7 protein-coding genes and 1 pseudogene are annotated in these 18508 nt (G+C 44.5%); 4 read left to right on the top strand and 4 right to left on the bottom strand.

Going from position 1 to position 18508, the window contains the following annotated elements:
• Positions 1-861 precede the first annotated feature (861 nt).
• Together der and RDO37_RS00815 are read left to right on the top strand one after the other, a co-directional pair.
• Positions 862-2433: pseudogene (gene der / locus RDO37_RS00820) on the top strand (ribosome biogenesis GTPase Der); the annotation flags it as partial.
• 1267 nt (positions 2434-3700) lie between these two features.
• Entirely contained in the window at positions 3701-5584 is a 1884-nt protein-coding gene (locus RDO37_RS00815) for a ProQ/FINO family protein (RefSeq protein WP_308497781.1), read from the top strand.
• Positions 5585-5952: 368 nt separating this feature from the next.
• Here RDO37_RS00815 and RDO37_RS00810 read toward each other — a convergent pair whose 3' ends face one another.
• The 4 genes from RDO37_RS00810 to RDO37_RS00795 form a co-directional block, all read right to left on the bottom strand.
• Entirely contained in the window at positions 5953-8367 is a 2415-nt protein-coding gene (locus RDO37_RS00810) for a 6-hydroxymethylpterin diphosphokinase MptE-like protein (RefSeq protein WP_308497780.1), read from the bottom strand.
• A 525-nt stretch (positions 8368-8892) separates the two neighbouring features.
• Positions 8893-9237, bottom strand: a complete 345-nt coding sequence (fliT, locus tag RDO37_RS00805; protein WP_027939898.1) for a flagellar protein FliT — start codon at positions 9235-9237, stop codon at positions 8893-8895.
• Between the two features lie 264 nt (positions 9238-9501).
• On the bottom strand, positions 9502-9987 hold the full coding sequence (gene fliS / locus RDO37_RS00800) for a flagellar export chaperone FliS (RefSeq protein ID WP_052339006.1): 486 nt from the start codon (positions 9985-9987) through the stop codon (positions 9502-9504).
• A gap of 499 nt (positions 9988-10486) precedes the next feature.
• Positions 10487-10624 carry a hypothetical protein gene (locus tag RDO37_RS00795; protein ID WP_156907587.1) on the bottom strand — a complete coding sequence of 46 codons (138 nt, stop codon included), beginning with the start codon at positions 10622-10624 and terminating at the stop codon, positions 10487-10489.
• Between the two features lie 725 nt (positions 10625-11349).
• Between RDO37_RS00795 and purL the strand changes: the two genes are divergently transcribed.
• Positions 11350-15249, top strand: coding sequence for a phosphoribosylformylglycinamidine synthase (purL, locus tag RDO37_RS00790; protein WP_308497779.1), 3900 nt, complete (start codon positions 11350-11352; stop codon positions 15247-15249).
• Positions 15250-16167: 918 nt separating this feature from the next.
• Positions 16168-18171: a PAS domain-containing sensor histidine kinase gene (locus RDO37_RS00785; RefSeq protein WP_308497778.1), complete on the top strand. Its 2004-nt coding sequence runs from the start codon at positions 16168-16170 to the stop codon at positions 18169-18171.
• Positions 18172-18508 lie beyond the last annotated feature (337 nt).

The raw sequence follows: 18508 nt of genomic DNA, 5'->3' as shown, positions 1-18508 counted from the left end.
ATCATCAACATAGGCAACCTTAAGCTAGGTTAATGTGCCTAGACTTTGAGTTTATGGGTAAGGGTTGCCATTTATTGGACGGCCACATTAAGGCCTTGATCCAAATGTGTCACGAGCAAAAACATTTCCTTTAACAGATGACCATGCAGCAAAAGAGTGTGCTAGCTGCCATGAGCTGCAATCAAGTCATCAAAACAGACCTCATCACAGTTAAGCCTTTGGATAGCGGGGATACCACAAGCTATAAAAATACAGTTAGGCAGTTTAAAAGCTAGGCCTTTACTAAAGCCATATTGAGATTTTTTGATCTTACAAGAGGCTTTGGTGGAGACGGTAAAAATGCTTATGTGCCTAGATAAGCTTGAGTGTCGGTCGTGAGGATGTTGTTTGCTTATTGTTAGGCCTAGTTATCCGGTCTTTACATACGTTATGAGCACTAGAGTTGCCATAAGACTCTATGTGCACGATGCTCATTGATTACAGCTTTGTAGCTTAAGGCCCATTTAGCAGCAGACCAATTGCCGCAAGCTTGTGTAGCTGCATAGCATTAGCTACAGCCCAATTGCCACAAGCTTTCGTAGCTGCATGGCATTAGCTAAAGGGCAGTTGCCACAAGCTTGTATAGCTGCATGGCTATATGAGGCGTCAAAGTGCTGAGCGTGTTTTGAAGGGAGCTTTTTCTCTTTAACACTAAATCATGGCGTAGGTTTAAGATCTGAACGGCAGAAGATAGCGCGGGTAGCGCGGTCTTACTGTTGCAAAACCAGGTTGTATCGCGATAGGTCTAATGAAGATCATGGCGTTTGTTTAGCTTAAGTTAGCTAAAGATCGTGCATGAGCTCGTAGATCAAGGAATTGCAAATGAAGGTAGTAGCCTTAGTAGGTTGCCCAAATGTGGGTAAGTCTACACTGTTCAATCGTTTAACTAAGACCCGTGATGCCTTAGTGGCAGATTTTCCAGGTCTTACTCGTGATCGTAAGTATGGCCGCGCTCTGTACGATGGCCGTGAGTACATTGTTATTGATACTGGTGGTATTGCTGAAGATGCAGAGCAGCCATCAGATTTAACCAATCGCATGACCTCTCAGGCTCTTTTAGCTATTGATGAGTGCGATCTCGTGTTATTCATGGTGGATGCCCGTGCTGGCATCATGCCGGGCGACTATTCAGTTGCTGACTACATTCGTAAGTCAGGTAAGCCATGTGCCGTTGTTGCAAATAAGATCGACGGTATGGATCCTGATATTGCTGGTACTGACTTCTATGCCTTAGGTTTAGGCGAAGTATTCCAGACTGCTGTTGTGCACGGTCGTGGCGTTAATATTCTGCTTGAGGAAGTAGTTGCTCCAGTTTTACGTGAAGAAGGCCCTCTTGATAGCGACATCATTGAAGATGAAGACGATGATGATTCTGAGTGGGAAACTGGCTTTGAGTTCTTAGAGAATGTTCCAGTAGATAGAACTGGTGGTGGCTTTGACTGGCACGCTTTCCGTGAGGCACAACGTGCTCATGCTAAGGGTGAGCACTCTGAAGAAGAGCTTAAGGCTGCTGAGCAGAGCACTAAGACTCCATTTGCTGACCTGCCAATTAAGTTTGCTTTAGTAGGCAAGCCAAACGTAGGTAAGTCAACTCTGACTAACCGTATGCTTGGTGAAGAGCGTGTGGTTGTGGCTGATATGCCAGGTACCACCCGTGACTCTATCTACATTCCTTTAGAGCGTGAAGATCAGAAGTACATTGTTATCGATACTGCTGGTGTACGTAAGCGTCGTAAGGTTAATGAAGCCGTTGAGAAGTTCTCTATCGTTAAGACTCTTAAGGCTATTGAAGACTGTAACGTAGCTATCTTAGTTATCGATGCTCGCGAGCATATTACTGATCAAGATCTGTCACTGCTCAGCTTCATTATCGACTCTGGCCGTTCTTTAGTTATTGCAGTTAACAAGTGGGATGGTCTCACTCAAGAATACAAAGACGAGATCAAGGCTGAACTCGATCAGCGCTTAGGCTTCGTTGACTTTGCCCGCGTTCACTTTATCTCTGCTCTGCACGGTACCGGTGTTGGCAATCTCTTTGAGTCCATCTTAGAGGCCTATGAGTCTGCTACTCGTCGTAACAGCTCTTCAATGCTGAACCGCATTCTTTCTGCTGCAACTCAAGAGCATGAGCCTCCTGTATCTGGTGGCCGTCGTATTAAGCTTAAGTACGCTCACGCTGGTGGCTATAACCCACCTCGAATCATTATCCATGGTAATAAGGTATCTAAGATGCCTGATAGCTATAAGCGCTATCTCATCAACTGCTACCGTAAGTCACTCAAGATCATGGGTACCCCAGTGTTGCTTGAGTTTAAAGAGGGTGATAACCCATACGCAAACGAGAAGCCAGCACAAAAGCGCTTAACTCAGTCTAAGATCAGAGCTGATAAGCGAAAGGCAGAGACTGAGCGTCGTTATGCTCGTGCTGCTCAAAAGGCTGAGCGTGCTCAAAATCGTGAGATCGCTGAGGCTAAGCGTACTGGTGCAGGTTTAGTGCTCAAAAAGCGTCCAAAGGCATCTGCAGTATCCAATGCTCCAAGCAATGGTCAAGGCAAGCCAAAGAACGCTGGCAAGAAAGGCGGTAAGAAGTAATTCTTAGCCCATAGGCATGCACTCAAAGCAATACGCTTAGATGTATACACTCAGTGCAGCGTAGCTAAATAGCTAGCCCATTTATGTTCAAGGCCGTCTGGTTCTTAGTTTTGATCCAGGCGGCTTTGTTGTATATATCTAGTCATGAAAAACGCCTTTAGGGATCTGGACTTTATTTGTGTAAAGTACAGTATGTAAAAGTGGGCGCTTTTTGTCGGAAGTGGCTGTTTTGTGGGATTAATTAGGTATGGCTATTCAGTAAATGTTTCACTAGCATTTTGCATTGCTGCATCAATTACGCATCAAAAGATGGCAAGCGTCGAATCTTTGCCCTCACTGCTGTTTTTTATTACCCAAAAGTTGCGCAAACTGTGATATTCATCGGCTTTTGTAGCTATGATGCTCTAATTTTCATATTACTTAATGCAGTTTTGTAATATTGTATAGCATCCTTGATCACCAAGGTGGGGCATGAATACTACCAAAGCGCAACAACTGGTATTTATTTGTGCACACTATTTAGTGATGGCTTAAGTTTTTGCTATCCTTATCAGGGTTCATTCTAGTTTTCATAATTAAAGTAACTAGGATGCAACTGAGCAAACCTCACGGAGTAAGTTAAATTCTCTAGAACTATTTTAGAGATTATGTTTAGTGTTAGTATGGTAAGGGCTTTGTTTGAAAAGACATGCTCTACTCATACCATGTTACAGTCAGTAGTTATCTACTTATAATGTGCCAAGCATTGAACTTAGAGCTACTGAGTTGTGTTTTAGCATAATGTAACAGGTACACTTAAAGGCTTATGCCTTGTAATTATTTAGTTAAGATCAAGAATAATTAAGTTAGTCGTCGGCTAAAGCGAGCTTCTCTTGCTTCTTAATGACCTGTATGGGTTTTTAGAGTAGTTGTTTGCATGTTTATTTTTTTTGCTTTGGCCTAATGCAGATATATGTCTGCTTTACCGCTTACTTATGGTGACTTTAGATGTTCTAAAGTAGTTGGGTATAGCGGTGTGCCTTTGTTGATTTGTACTGACTAATTCGGTACCACAGGATTGAAACGCAAAATGGACGCTAAAGTAACTGATAACCATGAGTTATCTCCTTCTGAAGTTACGAAAGTAGAAGAATTAGATGGCGAGGTTGTGAAGCCAAAGCGCACACGTCGCACTAAGGCTCAGATTGAGGCAGATAATGCTGCAGCTCTAGCCGCTAAAGAAAATGGTGCTGAGGCTGAAAAGCCAAAGCGCACTCGTCGTACCAAGGCGCAGATCGAAGCAGATAATGCTGCCAAAGCTGCTGCTCTCGAGGCTTGTCCAGATTCAGAGGAAGAAAAGCCAAAGCGTACCCGCCGCACTAAAGCCCAGATCGAAGCAGACTCTCAGATCCAAGAGGCTAAGCCAAAGCGTACTCGTCGTACTAAAGCTCAGATTGAAGCTGATAAAGCTGCCGAGGCTGCTGAAAAAGGAGTGCAGCTTGATCTCCTCATGCAGCTTGCTAAGCAGGCCCAAGAGTCTGGTCAATTAGATCCTACTGCTGTTGCAGCTTTAACTAATGCCCTTTCTCAAAACAAGGAAAAGGCAGAGCTTGAGAGCTCTGACGATGCTTGTGATGATGAAGTCTCATTAGATAGTCAAGAGACTGCAGACACTCAGGAAAGTGCAGCACAGGCAGATAATCAGACTTCTGATGAAAAGGATGCTAAGGCAACTGACGGTGATAGTAAAGCAGCTGATGGCGAGAGCAAGGCAGCTGAGGCAGCTGATGGCGAGAGTAAGGCAGCTGATGGCGAAGAACAGCCACAGCCAGAAAAGAAGTTCTCTTGGCGCGATTTACGTCCTGTCTTAACCGAAGAAGAGCGTGCCGAGCGTCGTGCCCGTGTTGAGGCTGAGCGTAAGGCTGGTGAAGAGCGCCGTATGCGCGATAAAGAAGAGCGCATAAAGTTCTTAAATTTCTTAGCTTTAGCTTTCCCAAAGGCAATCTTTATTGATCGTAATGAACGTGTACCACTTAAGATCGGTATCGCCCAAGATATCTTAAAGCGTCTTGAGGGTATGGATGCTCAGTACAAGTTCTTTGATAAGCAGCGTTATAAGATTCTGCATAACTACTGTCACTCTTTACCATACCTTGAGAGAGTTGCTGAAGGTGTTACCCGTATCGACTTAGACGGTAATCCAGCAGGCGAGATCGAACCAGAACACCGTGAGAACGCTAAAGAAGAGATCGTGCGCATTCGTAAGCAGATTGATGCTGCAGTAAACCGCGCTAAGAACAATAACAACGGTCAAAACAAGCGCTTCTTTAAGGGTACTGGTAATAACAACGGTAGACCAAATAACAACAACCGTCGTTTCAATAACGGTCAGCCTAACAATAACCAAGGCTACCAAAATCGTGGCAACTACCAAGGCAACAGTGGTTACAACAATCAGGCTAATGGCGGTTACAACAATCAAGGCAATCGCGGCAATTACCAGAACCGCTATCAGAACGGTAATAACTACAACTCCCAAGGTAATTACAACTCTCAGGGAAATTACCAGCCACGCCGTTATAACAACAATGGTAATCAGGGCAATTATCAGCAGACTGGTTATCAAGGTAGACTTGGTGCTTTCAATGGCCAGAGCAACTACCAAGATCGTGGTAATTACCAAAACCGTTACCAGAACAACGGCAACAGTTATAACAACAACTCCCAGGGTAATTATCAGCAAAATAACTACCGTGGTTCCAATAGCGGTTACCGTAACAATCAAGGTTATAACGGAGCTACTACTGCTTATCAGCAGAATGGCTACAACAAAAACTACAATTCAAACGGCAATGACAATGGTGGCTATCGCAATCGCTACCAGGATAATAACGACAACCGTGGTAATCAGGCTACTCCTAGCACTACAGTTACTAAGCGTCGTGTCTATACCGTCAAAAAGAATGATCAGTAAGGTTAAAGCAGATTAAACGATCCATATCTTTTAGCTGCTTGCTTTAATTAAAAAAAAAGCCTCTGTGATCGCCATGATCCCAGAGGCTTTTTTTTCAGACCCAAACTAGCAAATTACCCACAAAAAAGGCCTCAAACGCTAATGCGCTGAGGCCTTTTTGTCGCAAGCACTAAGATACGCACGATCTTTTAGCATCTATGATCTGCATGCGTCAGTAACGCTTTGCGTGGCGAGCTTGGTAGCTGCTATGCAAGCGTACGTGCATGGATGCAAGCAAGCGCACATACGTGCAAGCAAGTGTGCGTGTATGCATGCATGCGTGCGTAAGGCACGCATGGCATCTAGTAAGATCTTATGTTGTTGAGTGCTTATTCGTAACGCTTAACGAACTTACGGGTTGGGTATTTGTCAGTATCAGCCTGCGTTACATAAGGTTTACGTGGGTCAAGCTTATGTGCATGGCAGTTACCGTGGTTGTAGCCAACTAAGCCCTTTAAGTGAACTTGGTGATCTTCAGCAAGGTAGTCAGGCATGAAGCGATAGAGCTTCATAGCATCTTCGATGAAGTAGACGATGAACTGAATTTGCTGATCAGCAAGATCTAATGCTAACTGCTCGTTCTTTACGAGGTAAACAGTACGCATTACCATCGCAAACATACCAGCAAGTGAGCCGTCAAAGAAGTCTGCAATATAGTAGTCACGAGTCTCGTGAATCTTATTGAGCATCTCAGAAACGCTCTGCAGCATGAAAACGTAATCGATACGAGTCTTAGGACGCTCTTCTTTAGTCAGCAGCTTGATGATGATGTGACAGATGTAATCGAAGGTATCGTTGTCAATAAGGCTCTTGTCTTGCTCTTCAGTAAGCTCAATGGCAAAGGTCTTCTCTTCGTCCATGAAGCGTACAAACTCATCACGGTCAAAGTCAGGCAGCGCCAGCCACTTCTCTAAGAGATCTTCGCTGTGGACTGGCTCTACTTCCTTTAAGGCAGCACCATCAGAGCAGTTGAAGTAGTTAAGCTTGTTATTAGCCTTAGCGTTACGGATGATAACTTCCATGTAACGAGCTGAGAGCTTGTACAGGTAGTCAGAGTAAACTACACCACCAAAGTTACCCTCAAGGGAGTAAACAAGACGCTTGTAGCTTGGTACAGGATCATCACTGTCACTACTTTCACGGTTGTAAAAGAGGTTCTCATCAGGGTGAGTTTTTAAGTCATCACGCTTAGTGCCGTTATCAACACCAAATAAGTAAATGTTCTTAAAGCCAAACTGAGTTGCTGCAGCTACACCTAAGTTACCCACTAATGGGTTCATTAAGGAGATAGGCATAACCTCACGCCACTGATCGTAAATCTTACCTGCAGCCAGCCAGAAGAAGGTCTCATCACCCTTACCAAATATGGCAGTGTGATCGAAGAACTTAACTACCTCAGGGTGAATAACGTCACCGGTAACTAAGATGAGATCCTTTAAGAACTCACGATCTGGGATGAGGCTTAAGTGCTCGGATACAATACGTAAACGCTCAGTTGCACCATAGAAAGTAGGGCGAATACCTGCGTTATACAAGGTCTCAACAGCAGTACCGCAAGCTAAGATAACGACCTTATCCTGAATCTTACGTAAGAAAGGCAGATCATGAGATAAGGATGGACCATTTGCAACCACCACAAAAGGTGTGTCCTCTTGCCACTTCTTAGGGAAGTCGACGTTGCGCTTAACGAAGTGAACATGGTTGTGCAGGTGGCTAATGCCATGAGAAACCGCAAAGAGGTGATCGTCATAGAAGCCTAAGGTTGCATAAGCACGCTCGTAGTCTTCAACGATACGATCGGAGATCTCGTTAATCTCCTTAGAGCGGTAGTGAACCATTGACCACATATAGCAAGCGAGCATACGGCCATGGCGCTGATAGTAGTTGTTAAGATCCTCAAACACCTCTTCTTTAGTCTGACCAACCATCAGGTAAATACCACGGTTGTTTTCATTTAAGTAATTTAAGAGGTTTGCCCAGTCAAAGGCGTGTAATGAGGCAAAGAACAGATCGATATTAGGCTCGATAAGTACGAGGTTACCAATATCAACCTTCTCATAGAGATGGCCTAAGTGATAGCCCAAGCCGCAGCCTACGATAATACAGATAGGGCATGAGCCAGTAACTGATGGATTATTAACGTTAGGAATGTGCTGCTTATTAAAATCCACCATGTGGTTTAAGTAACGGTGGTGGATCTGACCTAATTGCTCAGCGTCTAAGCCGTAGTTTAACTGTCTAAAAGGAGAGCGCTCTAAAACGAGATCTACCTGAGAGTTACACAGTTCAACTGGATCATAAACTTTGTAGAAGAACTCGCCACGTGCCGGGAAGTACAGATTAGGCACACCATTAGAGGTACACATGAACTCTAAAGGCTCACTTGGGCGGAAGTTCTTAAACTGCTCATAGATGTCCGGCATGAACTTCTTAAATGCTTGCATGTTATTGTCAAAACGTGCAATCAGCATTTCGGTCATGGCTTTTTGCAGCTCGATGAGCTGATAGACGTGATCTTTTAAGAAGCTCTCGTCCATCTGAGTTACGTGCTTGGACATTTCATCAAGATCAGATGGGTCAAAGCCAAGCTCCTGCTTGAACTCATTAGCAACTTCTTCGCGAGTCTTCAGCTGTGCGTCAATCGCAGAAGGAGCAGCATTATCGTCGATGTTCTCCCATGCCTTAGGTGGCTCACTGTACTCAGTGGTACCGTTGCTAGCAGTTGGCTCTATTTCCTTAACCATAAAAATGTCCTTTTAGCCACTAGTTATCTTAGAAGCTACATAATCGAAAGGGGCAACAGCAAAATGTCCTGTGTTGCAGTGGCATTTTGCTCTCGCACCTGAGTTAGTTTTAACGATGCAATCATTAATAGTAAGCTTAGCGCTCTAATTTAAGCCTTATGAGGCTATATGATTACTTGTCAGCCTCCTAGTTATGCAAGATTCACGCTAATAATGAGAATTTTGACAAGGTAGCTCTCATTGCTAATAGTAAAACGGCGTATATAAGCACTTTATAGATGCTAAAAATTTTGTAACTAGGGCTAGGGATAACCTAAATTTCGCTGTGCTGATATCTTTAAAGCCAAAATCACCGTCAATAAGTTAGTGGCGAGCCTGACAATTACTCCATCGCACAGATCATGGATGGTAGGGTAATTAAACTGCCCAAAAAGCAAAGCCCCGCTGCTGACAAGAGAAGCGGGGCTTTAAATAAGCTTGTAGCTTTCAAGGCTTATGAGCCTTAGAGTCTTGGCTTGTTAATTCTTATTCGAAAATTGACTTAGGCTTGCCGTAGCCATCAACTTGGGAGTACTGATTCTTGCCCTTGCTGCCCTTTTGGAACTTGTAGAGCTCTTGACGTACACGCTTGAACTCATCGTCAAGAAGATCACGCTGTTCTACTGTAACTTCAAGCAGAGACTTTAAGTACTCATTAAGCTCGGTCTTATCTTCAATGGTCTGAGCAAGATCGTTTAAACGACGGAAGAGAGCAACCTTATCCTGAGTTAAAGCTGCTGCAGTATCAAAGTCTTCAGCCTCGAGCGCATCAGCAATAGCATCCTCGTTATCATCAATTTCTCTTGCAAGATCAAGCAGTTCCTGGTTCATACTGTCCCCTTTGTGATATGAAAGCCAAGCGCGTCATAAACCATATGCAAATAAGCATAGGTCTACTTTAATCCACGCTTAGTGGATGCCAACTATTCTAGTTAAAAGCTAGCCCATCTTATGGTTAGCAGAGCTTGTATTAATGTGCATGGAGCTAATGGCCACATGCTTTGAAGCTGACAACAAAAAGCCGGCTTATGCCGGCTTTAGATGAAGTCTATCTAGCTTAAAAGGGCATTAGCCTTTTGTGCTAGTGAGTAAATCTTAGACTGAGCCGTCGATGATCTTATTTGCAGGATCGTAGTTATGCTGGAAGTGATCCTGATCGCTACGCATCTTAGCCTGAGCCTCCTTGATAGAAGCAAGAGGGATTTTGTCCCATGCTTCTTTAATTGGCATGAAGGCCTTGAGTGCATCATCGATTGGAGCCTCGCTAACCTGAATAGAAGCATCAGCAAGCTTATCTAACATGAAGTCATAGATAAGAGCTAAATTTCTTGCAATTTCAGGAGCGTGGGTAGGATCAAGAGTGTCCTTAAGGTGCTGAATAATGGCAGTAGCTGAGGCAATCTTCTTTGCCTTCTCTTCTAAATCACCACGTGCAATCGCACCCTTAGCTTGGCCCAGGCGTTCAAAGACACCGTTGAATAATGCCTTTGTAATAGTGTAAGGATCTGCAACAGCAAGTTCAGCGTTAACTGAGGCCTTGCGGTACTCCTTCATCATATCCTGAGGTTTTGTAATAAACATTATCTCTCTACTCCTGCACAAGCAAAGGCAAAAAGCAAAAAAACTGTGTAGTTATAACTTACCATTATATAGCATTTCGTAAGCTAGCACTGATGCTTTTTTCTCACTTGCTCTGGCAAATCCTTGCAAGCATAACAGCCATGTTTAACTCATAGCCGCGATGTATAGTTTAGATCGGACTTATTGACCTAAGATAGATATATTGCACGCAACATGCCATGTACATAAAAGAGACATTAAGCAGATAAAACCTGATAAATAGGCTGTTTATAGACTGATTGTGGCTGCTTATGGTGCGGAAGTCTTTTGCCGCTAGGCATACTTGAGCTTTTGAGCTGGCAAAAGTTTGCGTGAGCATTGGGTATAGCAGTCTGTACTTTGTCTAGCCTGTGTTTGCGTGCTATGGATATAAAAAACGCAGCCTAGGCTGCGTCTTAAGTGGCTCATAAACGATAGTTGCTTTAATGCTGAGCCTATCAAGAGATCTAACCCTTAAGAATTATAAAATGTTCTCTTGTAAGAAGAATGATAAACGGCGGTGATGAGCTACACGACGAATATTCTTAAACTGTAAACGGCGACGATGTGAACGGCGAATAGATGAACGGTGGCCTTTGAGGTGAGCTGAACGTCTCATAATAAAAACTTTCCTATCTTGAGTGGCTACATCAAGAGTAGTACATGAACTTGATTGTCTAACACGATCTTTAGCTAGGTACGTCTTTAGCGCCAAGTAGCAAAGTTTAGCTCTTGAGCTTTTCTACTTAGTTTTAGCGCGGCATTTTAGTAAGACCTGTCAAAATGCAGCTTAAGCTAGTACCTGTGTAAGCTTGTCTCTTAGCCCTTAACTAAGCTTTTGTGTGCCTTTAACTAAGCTTGTCTGTGCTTTTGCACTTGTAGTGCTTAACGGAAAACACGGCTATAGACGTATATCTATAGTTCTCTAATACTTATATCTGATGAGCCCGAATGCCAAATCATGGCTGACATTGAATCATTTGGGTCACGTGCATTATAGACCTCCATTGTTAGCGCAAGATTAGGATTTGAGTAGCTTTTGTGTTATGCATCATGAAATTTATGTTTGCTTAAGCCCGTTTGATGCACTTTTGAGCAAGATTATCGCTAAAAATACCAAACAAGGGCAAAAACTTACTAATTAACAAGTGTAAGTTTGATTGGCTTAGTTTGCGGAACTCATTTTTATCAAAAACACGGTGTACATTGCCTTTTAGACGGTCTTAAACGGCTGGTTAAGGTGCAAATCTGTGACGGATGTGGGATTTATGGGGATGATCTTCAAATTTCTGTTAAAATGGGGCAGCTTTTGTTTGTGTAGCCTATTTGCGGGAATTTACAAGAATGGATATTTTACGCGGCTCTTCAGCTTTATCAGATTACAAGATCGATAAGCTGATCCTCTCACTGTCTCAAGCTGGTGTAGAGGTTTCCAGCATTTCTACTGCTTTCATGCATTTGATTGACTGTGCTGAACCGCTTACAGATGCTCAAAAGGATGTCTTAGCTAAGATCCTTACCTATGGCCCAGTTGATACTGCTCACGAGGACAAGGGTGAGCTTTTCTTAGTTGTACCACGTATCGGTACCATCTCTCCTTGGGCTACTAAGGCCACCGATATTGCTCACAACTGTGGTTTAAATAGCATTCATCGCATTGAGCGCGGTGAGGCTTTCTACATTTGCGCAAAAGACGGTAACGCCTTTACTCAAGAGCAAAAGAAGATCATTTCTTCAATGATCTGCGATCGCATGGTACAGACTGTTCTGTACTCCTTTGACGATGCTAAGGCTCTGTTCTCCGCACAAAGCCCTGCTCCATTTAAGACTGTTGCACTGACTAGTGGTGGCAAGGCTGCACTTGAAAAGGCTAACGTTGATTTAGGTTTAGCTCTGTCAGCCGATGAGATCGACTACCTTGTTGATGCATTTAAGAACTTAGGCCGTGATCCTTCTGATATCGAACTGTACATGTTCGCTCAGATGAACTCCGAGCACTGCCGTCACAAGGTCTTCAACGCTAAGTGGGAAATCGACGGCGTTGAGCAGGATAAGTCTTTATTTGGCATGGTGCGCAACACCTTTGAGGCCACTCCAGATTATGTGTTATCAGCTTACCGTGATAACGCAGCTGTTATGGAAGGTTCTAAGGCTGGTCGTTTCTATGCTGAAAATGGTTCCCGTGAGTGGGCATTCCATCAAGAAGACATGCCGATCTTAATGAAGGTAGAAACCCACAATCACCCAACTGCGATCTCTCCATTCCCTGGTGCAGCAACTGGCTCAGGCGGTGAAATCCGTGACGAGGGTGCAACTGGTGTAGGTTCTAAGCCAAAGGCTGGTCTGTGCGGCTTTACCGTATCCAATCTTAAGATCCCTGGCTATCTGCAGCCTTGGGAGCATGATTTTGGCAAGCCATCTCGTATTGCCTCTGCTCTGGACATCATGATCGAAGGTCCATTAGGCGCAGCATCATTTAACAACGAGTTTGGTCGACCAAACTTAACTGGCTACTTCCGTACTTACGAAGAGCAGGTTTCAAGCTTCAACGGCACTGAAATCCGTGGCTACCACAAGCCAATTATGCTTGCTGGCGGTTGGGGTAACATTCGTCGTGAGCACATCCAAAAAGATCACATCAACCCAGGTGCTAAGCTCATCGTTTTAGGCGGCCCTGCAATGGATATCGGTCTTGGCGGTGGTGCAGCTTCCTCTATGAACTCAGGTCAGTCCTCAGAGGAGCTCGACTTTGCATCTGTACAGCGTGGTAACCCAGAAATGCAGCGTCGCTGCCAAGAGGTTATCGATTCATGCTGGCAGTTAGGTGCTGATAATCCAATTATGTTCATCCACGACGTTGGTGCAGGCGGCTTATCTAATGCAATGCCTGAGTTAGTATCCGACGGTGGTGTAGGCGGTCGTTTCGAGCTTAGAGCTATTCCAAACGACGAGCCAGGCATGTCTCCTCTGCAGATCTGGTGTAACGAGTCTCAAGAGCGTTATGTATTAGCTGTAGATCCAGACAAGTTCCCTGTATTTGAGGCATTCTGTAAGCGCGAGCGTGCTCAGTTTGCTGTTATTGGTGTGGCTACCGAAGAGCGCCGTGTAGTACTTCACGATGAGCACTTTGATAACTGCCCAATCGACTTACCTTTAGATATCCTCTTAGGTAAGCCACCTCGTATGTTTAAGAAGGTTGAGCATGCTCAGCACAACAGCCCAGAGTTCGATGCTACTGGCATTTGCCCATGTGAGGCTGCCGAGCGCGTCTTAGCTCTGCCAGCAGTTGCTGAGAAGACCTTCCTTATCACCATTGGTGACCGTTCTGTTACTGGCTTAGTTGCTCGTGATCAGATGGTTGGCCCATGGCAGGTTCCTGTTGCTGACGTAGCTGTTACCGCTGCTTCATACGATTCATACAATGGTGAGGCTTGTGCTGTAGGCGAGCGTACTCCAGTTGCTCTGCTTGATCACAAGGCATCAGTTCGTTTAGCTGTTGGTGAGGCTTTAACCAACTTAGCTGCTGCATATATCGGTGAGTTAAACCGCGTTAAGTTATCTGCTAACTGGATGGCTGCAAATGGTCACCCAGGCGAAGATGCAGGTCTGTTTGACGCCGTTAAGACCTTAGGTATGGAGATTTGCCCTGAGCTTGGCATTACCGTACCAGTAGGCAAGGACTCTATGTCCATGAAGACCTCATGGGAAGAGGACGGTGTTAAGCGCGATGTTATCGCTCCTATGTCCCTCATCATTACCTCCTTTGCACGTGCTGAGGATGTACGCAAGACCTTAACTCCACAGTTAAGAACCGATAAGGGCGACACCGATTTAATCTACATTGATTTAGGTGAGCGTAAGGGCCGCTTAGGTGCATCTGCTTTATCTCAGGTTTACAGACAGCTTGGTAACAAGCCTGCTGACCTTGAAAATGCATCTCGCTTAAAGGGTCTGTTCGATGCAATTCAGTTCTTAAACAAGTCTGATCTCATCTTGGCTTACCACGACATTTCAGACGGTGGTTTATTCACTGCTATTGCTGAGATGGCTTTTGCTGGTCACACTGGTGTATCCGTAACCTTAGATCAGCTCAACCAAGATAACTTAAGCGCTCTGTTCTCTGAAGAGCTTGGTGCTGTTATCCAGGTTAAGCGTGAGGACAAGGAGAAGGTTCTTAACATTCTCTCTGGTCACGGTCTGGCTAACATCAGCTTCGTTATTGGTACCTTACGTGACGACGACCGTATCGTCTTCACTCGTGACGGTAAGGATGTTATTAACAACACCCGTACTCACTACCGTACCATTTGGGGCACCACTACTTATCACATGCAGTCTCTGCGTGATAACCCAGTTTGCGCTAAAGAAGAGTTTGAAGACAAGGCTGACGAGAAGGATCCAGGCTTATTCTTCAACCTTACCTTCGATAACGAAGAAGACGTTGCAGCTCCATTCATCAACAAGGGCGCTTCTCCAAAGGTTGCTATCTTACGTGAGCAGGGCGTTAACTCCCAAGCTGAAATGGCACACGCTTTCTACCGTGCTGGCTTTAACGCAGTTGACGTACACATGTCCCAGATCTTAGATGGCTCAGTTAAGCTTTCTGATTTCATGGGCTTTGCAGCTTGCGGTGGCTTCTCTTACGGTGACGTATTAGGTGCTGGTGAGGGTTGGGCTAAGTCTATCTTATTCAACGAGCGTGCAAAGACTGAGTTTGCTCAGTTCTTCGATCGTAACAACACCTTTGCTTTAGGCGTATGTAATGGCTGTCAGATGATGTCTACCTTACGTGACATCATTCCAGGTGCTTCTTTATGGCCTCGCTTCGTAACCAACAAGTCTGAGCGCTTTGAGGCTCGCTTTGTTCAGGTTGAGGTACAAAAGAGCCCATCTATCTTCTATCAAGGTATGGAAGGCTCTTGCATGCCAATCGTGGTTTCACACGGTGAGGGTCGTGCTGAGTTCAAGGATGACTCACACGTTAAGGCTTTAGAGGATGCTAATTTAGTAGCACTGCGTTACATCGACCACTACGGTAAGATCGCACAGCGTTACCCATTAAATCCTAACGGCTCACCAAACGGTATTACCTCTGTAACTACCGCTGACGGTCGCTTCACTATTATGATGCCGCACCCAGAGCGTGTAGTACGTACCGTTGCTAACTCTTACCACCCAGACAACATGGGTGACTTTAGCCCATGGATGCGTCTGTTCCGCAACGCACGTCGTTACATCGGCTAATAGCTACACATTAAGCGCAATCAAGGTAAGGCGATCTTATAATGCGCCTTATCTAAAAGGCTCTCCAAGCTCACGCTGCGAGGGCCTTTTTAATTGCCACCACACTCATCTTAATCCCAAGTTTATCAACCCCACGCACTACCATCCTCATTCATACATGCCATCTCATCTACAAAGCACTGATCCCATTGCCCGTGTTCTAAAAAGATCGCAGATCGCGATCGTCAACTTTTAGTAACGGCAATGCCGTGATCTTTACTAAAAAAGATCGCAGATCGCGATCGTCAACTGTGACTAAAGACAATGCCGTGATCTTTACTAAAAAAGATCGCAAATCGCGATCGTCAACTGTGACTAAAGACAATGCCGTGATCTTTACTAAAAAGATCGCAGATCGCGATCGTCAACTTTTAGTAACGGCAATGCTGCGATCTTTACTGAAAAGATCGTAGATCGCGAACGCTACCTTTTAGTAACTGCAAGGTCGTGATCTTTACTAAAATGGTCGCAGATCGCGATCGTCACCTTTTAGTAACGGCAATGCCGTGATCTTTACTAAAAAGATCGCAGATCACAATGTCTAACTGTCTAAAATGCAATGCCGTGATCTTTACGAAAAGATCGCTGATTCTGATCTTCAATCTTTTGATTGGAGGTTGTGGTAGGTTTTGTTGGCGATCGTGAAGAAAGATCTTAAGATCGCGATCTTAACTTTTTATCTATGTTAGGTATTAATGATCGATGGTAAGAGTGGTTCTTGCTGCTTTTTGAGTGAGGGGATAGGTTATTTTTTTGCTTAAACGCTACAAAGAACATGGTGATGTTGCCTAGGTAGTGGCATAATTGTGTAGCTGCGGCCGATATGTTGCAAGTATGAGGCTGCTCGATTTTTTTACCCTTGCTAAGTGGTGTTGGTTAATGAGTACGATTCCTAATTCTCAAAGCGACGTTGAGCTGATGAGTGAAGTTTTGCAAAAGACTCCTTCAGCAATCATGGTCATCGATGAGGGTGGAATCATTAGAAAAGCCAATCCAGCAGCTCTGTCTTTGCTCAATGAGTCCTATCTTGAGGGACGCAAATGGGTTGAGGTGATCTCAACTGTATTCCGTCCACGTAATGATGATGGTCATGAGATCTCCACTCGTGATGGACGACGTTGTCAGGTAGTAACTGTACCGCTGCATTCAGGCCACTTAATTCAAGTTACCGATCTTACCGAAACCCGCCTATTGCAAGACAAGCTCTCTCATATGGAGCGTTTGTCATCGCTTGGTCGTATGGCAGCATCGCTTGCCCATCAGATTCGTACTCCACTATCAGCAGCTATTTTGTATGCAGCTAACTTAGGAAATGCCAATCTACAAGAGTCTGCTCGTAAGCGTTTCCAAGAAAAACTCATGAGCCGTCTTGAGGCTTTAGAAGCTCAAGTAAGTGACATTTTGATGTTTGCTCGCTCTAATGAACAAACTGCTAAGCTTACTGATGCTACTAGTGTGGCTGATCAAGCAGCTAATAATGTCACAGCTGTACTTACTAAGGGTGAGGCGCGTTTAGATGTTCAGATTGAAGATGAGGGTCTGGAGATCATGTGTAACGCCACCGCTTTAACTGGCGCGATTAGCAATCTGATTGCTAATGCAGTTGAGGCTGGCGGTCATAACATCATTTTAAATTTAAGTAAGGATGGCGATCGCGCTGTTTTTGCTGTGGCCAATGACGGTCCAAGAATTCCAGAAGAGCTCAAAGAGAAGATCTTCGAGCCTTTCTATACCTCTAAGCCATCTGGCACTGGTTTAGGTCTAGCTGTTGTCACTGCAGTGACTAAAGTGCATCAGGGTATTTTGCGCCTTGATTCTTGGGATAATACTTTTGCGACAGTCTTTGAGATCTCTATTCCTCTGCACAAGGCAACAGAAGAAGACTCAGCTCAGCAAATTGCTGCAGTAACCAACGCTACTACGCACACTCATAGTCAATCTAGCTCCAATAATACTTTAGCTCATGATGGCGCTGCATCTGCAGCTTTAGGTGCTGGTACATTAAGTGGCCAAGCTCCATCAAGTGCCCACGCATCAGCAACCTCAGCTGTATCCGCGCCAATGGCTACATCGTCAGCAGCTACTTCTACACAATCGGCATCGGCTGCTGCCTCTGCAACTGAACTGTTACGTGCGACATCGATGGGGGCACATAAGAGTGCCACTGAAAATCAAAGCAATGCAAGTGCAATGGGTTCTAACGATACCAAGGCAGTACGTTCAATCTTAACTGAGAGTGCCCACGGTAATAATCGTATTAGTGAGACAGCTATTGGTACTGGCTCTATTGATGTTGGAGTTAATTCATTTGCATCAAGCAGTGGCTTTAGCTCTTATGATAACGCTGAGGATTTTGCATCTGAGGCAAGTGATTTGTCCAATGCCTTAAGACACGGCTCATCTTTTGCAAGCATAGCCAATCAAGATGTTGGATATGGCCATGATGCATCTTCAGGCATGTCATTCATGGCTAATGCTGCATCTTCTCAATCTTTACCAAAGACAGCTGCAGGTATTAGTTCACAGCAAGCCCACGCAGCTAATAGTGCCACCTCAGAGGCCTTTGCAGCTTATGCACGTAAGCAGCAATCTCTAAGAGCTAGTGAGAATGCAAGTACTTCTGAGCACAATACCTTCTCACAGGTAGTGCATACTGATGTATCAGGCTTTAACCAAGTTGAGGTTAAGGTTGATAAGTCGCATAAGTTACTCGATGCAAGCGAGCAGCATAAATCTAATGCGCTTGAGTCAAACCTCAATGTCGATGGCACATCTACGGTCAAAGATCCAAAGTCTGCTAAGGGCTCAGCAGTAGGCGCAGCTAACGCAGTATTTGCCGCCGCTGTTAGATCTCAAAAGCGTCGCAGTGAAGACGAGATCTAGCCTTTTAGCCAAGTCTTTGTCACATCTGGTGATCTATTGTCTAAATCTACAGGTATGTAAGTTTATATGCTCTTAAGGTTAGATGAACTTAAGTATGCCTAGCTCTTGTATAGCGGTGTCTTATCCAGAAAACACAAAGGTATGTTTGAGCAACATACTGTCACAAGCTATACATGTGTAGGATTGTGTACATAATATTGTGTAAGCTAGTCCTTGTAAGCTTGCGATGCAATTGCCTAACAGATTAAAATGATTGATCCATGGCATTTATGTCAAAACCATATACCTAAGGAGCGGCTTTAGAGCCATTCTTGGCCAATCACTATATGTCTTACCA

Source organism: uncultured Anaerobiospirillum sp., from assembly GCF_902485895.1.
Taxonomy (GTDB): Bacteria; Pseudomonadota; Gammaproteobacteria; order Enterobacterales; family Succinivibrionaceae; genus Anaerobiospirillum; species Anaerobiospirillum succiniciproducens.
The sequence above is the reverse complement of the archived record's forward strand: the minus strand, read 5'-3'. Positions and strand labels throughout refer to the sequence as shown.

What these genes read in the sequence shown, in the direction of transcription:
- RDO37_RS00815 (WP_308497781.1), top strand. Translation starts at nt 3,701, where the DNA reads ATGGACGCTAAAGTAACTGATAACCATGAGTTATCTCCTTCTGAAGTT.
- RDO37_RS00810 (WP_308497780.1), bottom strand. Translation starts at nt 8,367, where the DNA reads ATGGTTAAGGAAATAGAGCCAACTGCTAGCAACGGTACCACTGAGTAC.
- fliT (WP_027939898.1), bottom strand. Translation starts at nt 9,237, where the DNA reads ATGAACCAGGAACTGCTTGATCTTGCAAGAGAAATTGATGATAACGAG.
- fliS (WP_052339006.1), bottom strand. Translation starts at nt 9,987, where the DNA reads ATGTTTATTACAAAACCTCAGGATATGATGAAGGAGTACCGCAAGGCC.
- RDO37_RS00795 (WP_156907587.1), bottom strand. Translation starts at nt 10,624, where the DNA reads ATGAGACGTTCAGCTCACCTCAAAGGCCACCGTTCATCTATTCGCCGT.
- purL (WP_308497779.1), top strand. Translation starts at nt 11,350, where the DNA reads ATGGATATTTTACGCGGCTCTTCAGCTTTATCAGATTACAAGATCGAT.
- RDO37_RS00785 (WP_308497778.1), top strand. Translation starts at nt 16,168, where the DNA reads ATGAGTACGATTCCTAATTCTCAAAGCGACGTTGAGCTGATGAGTGAA.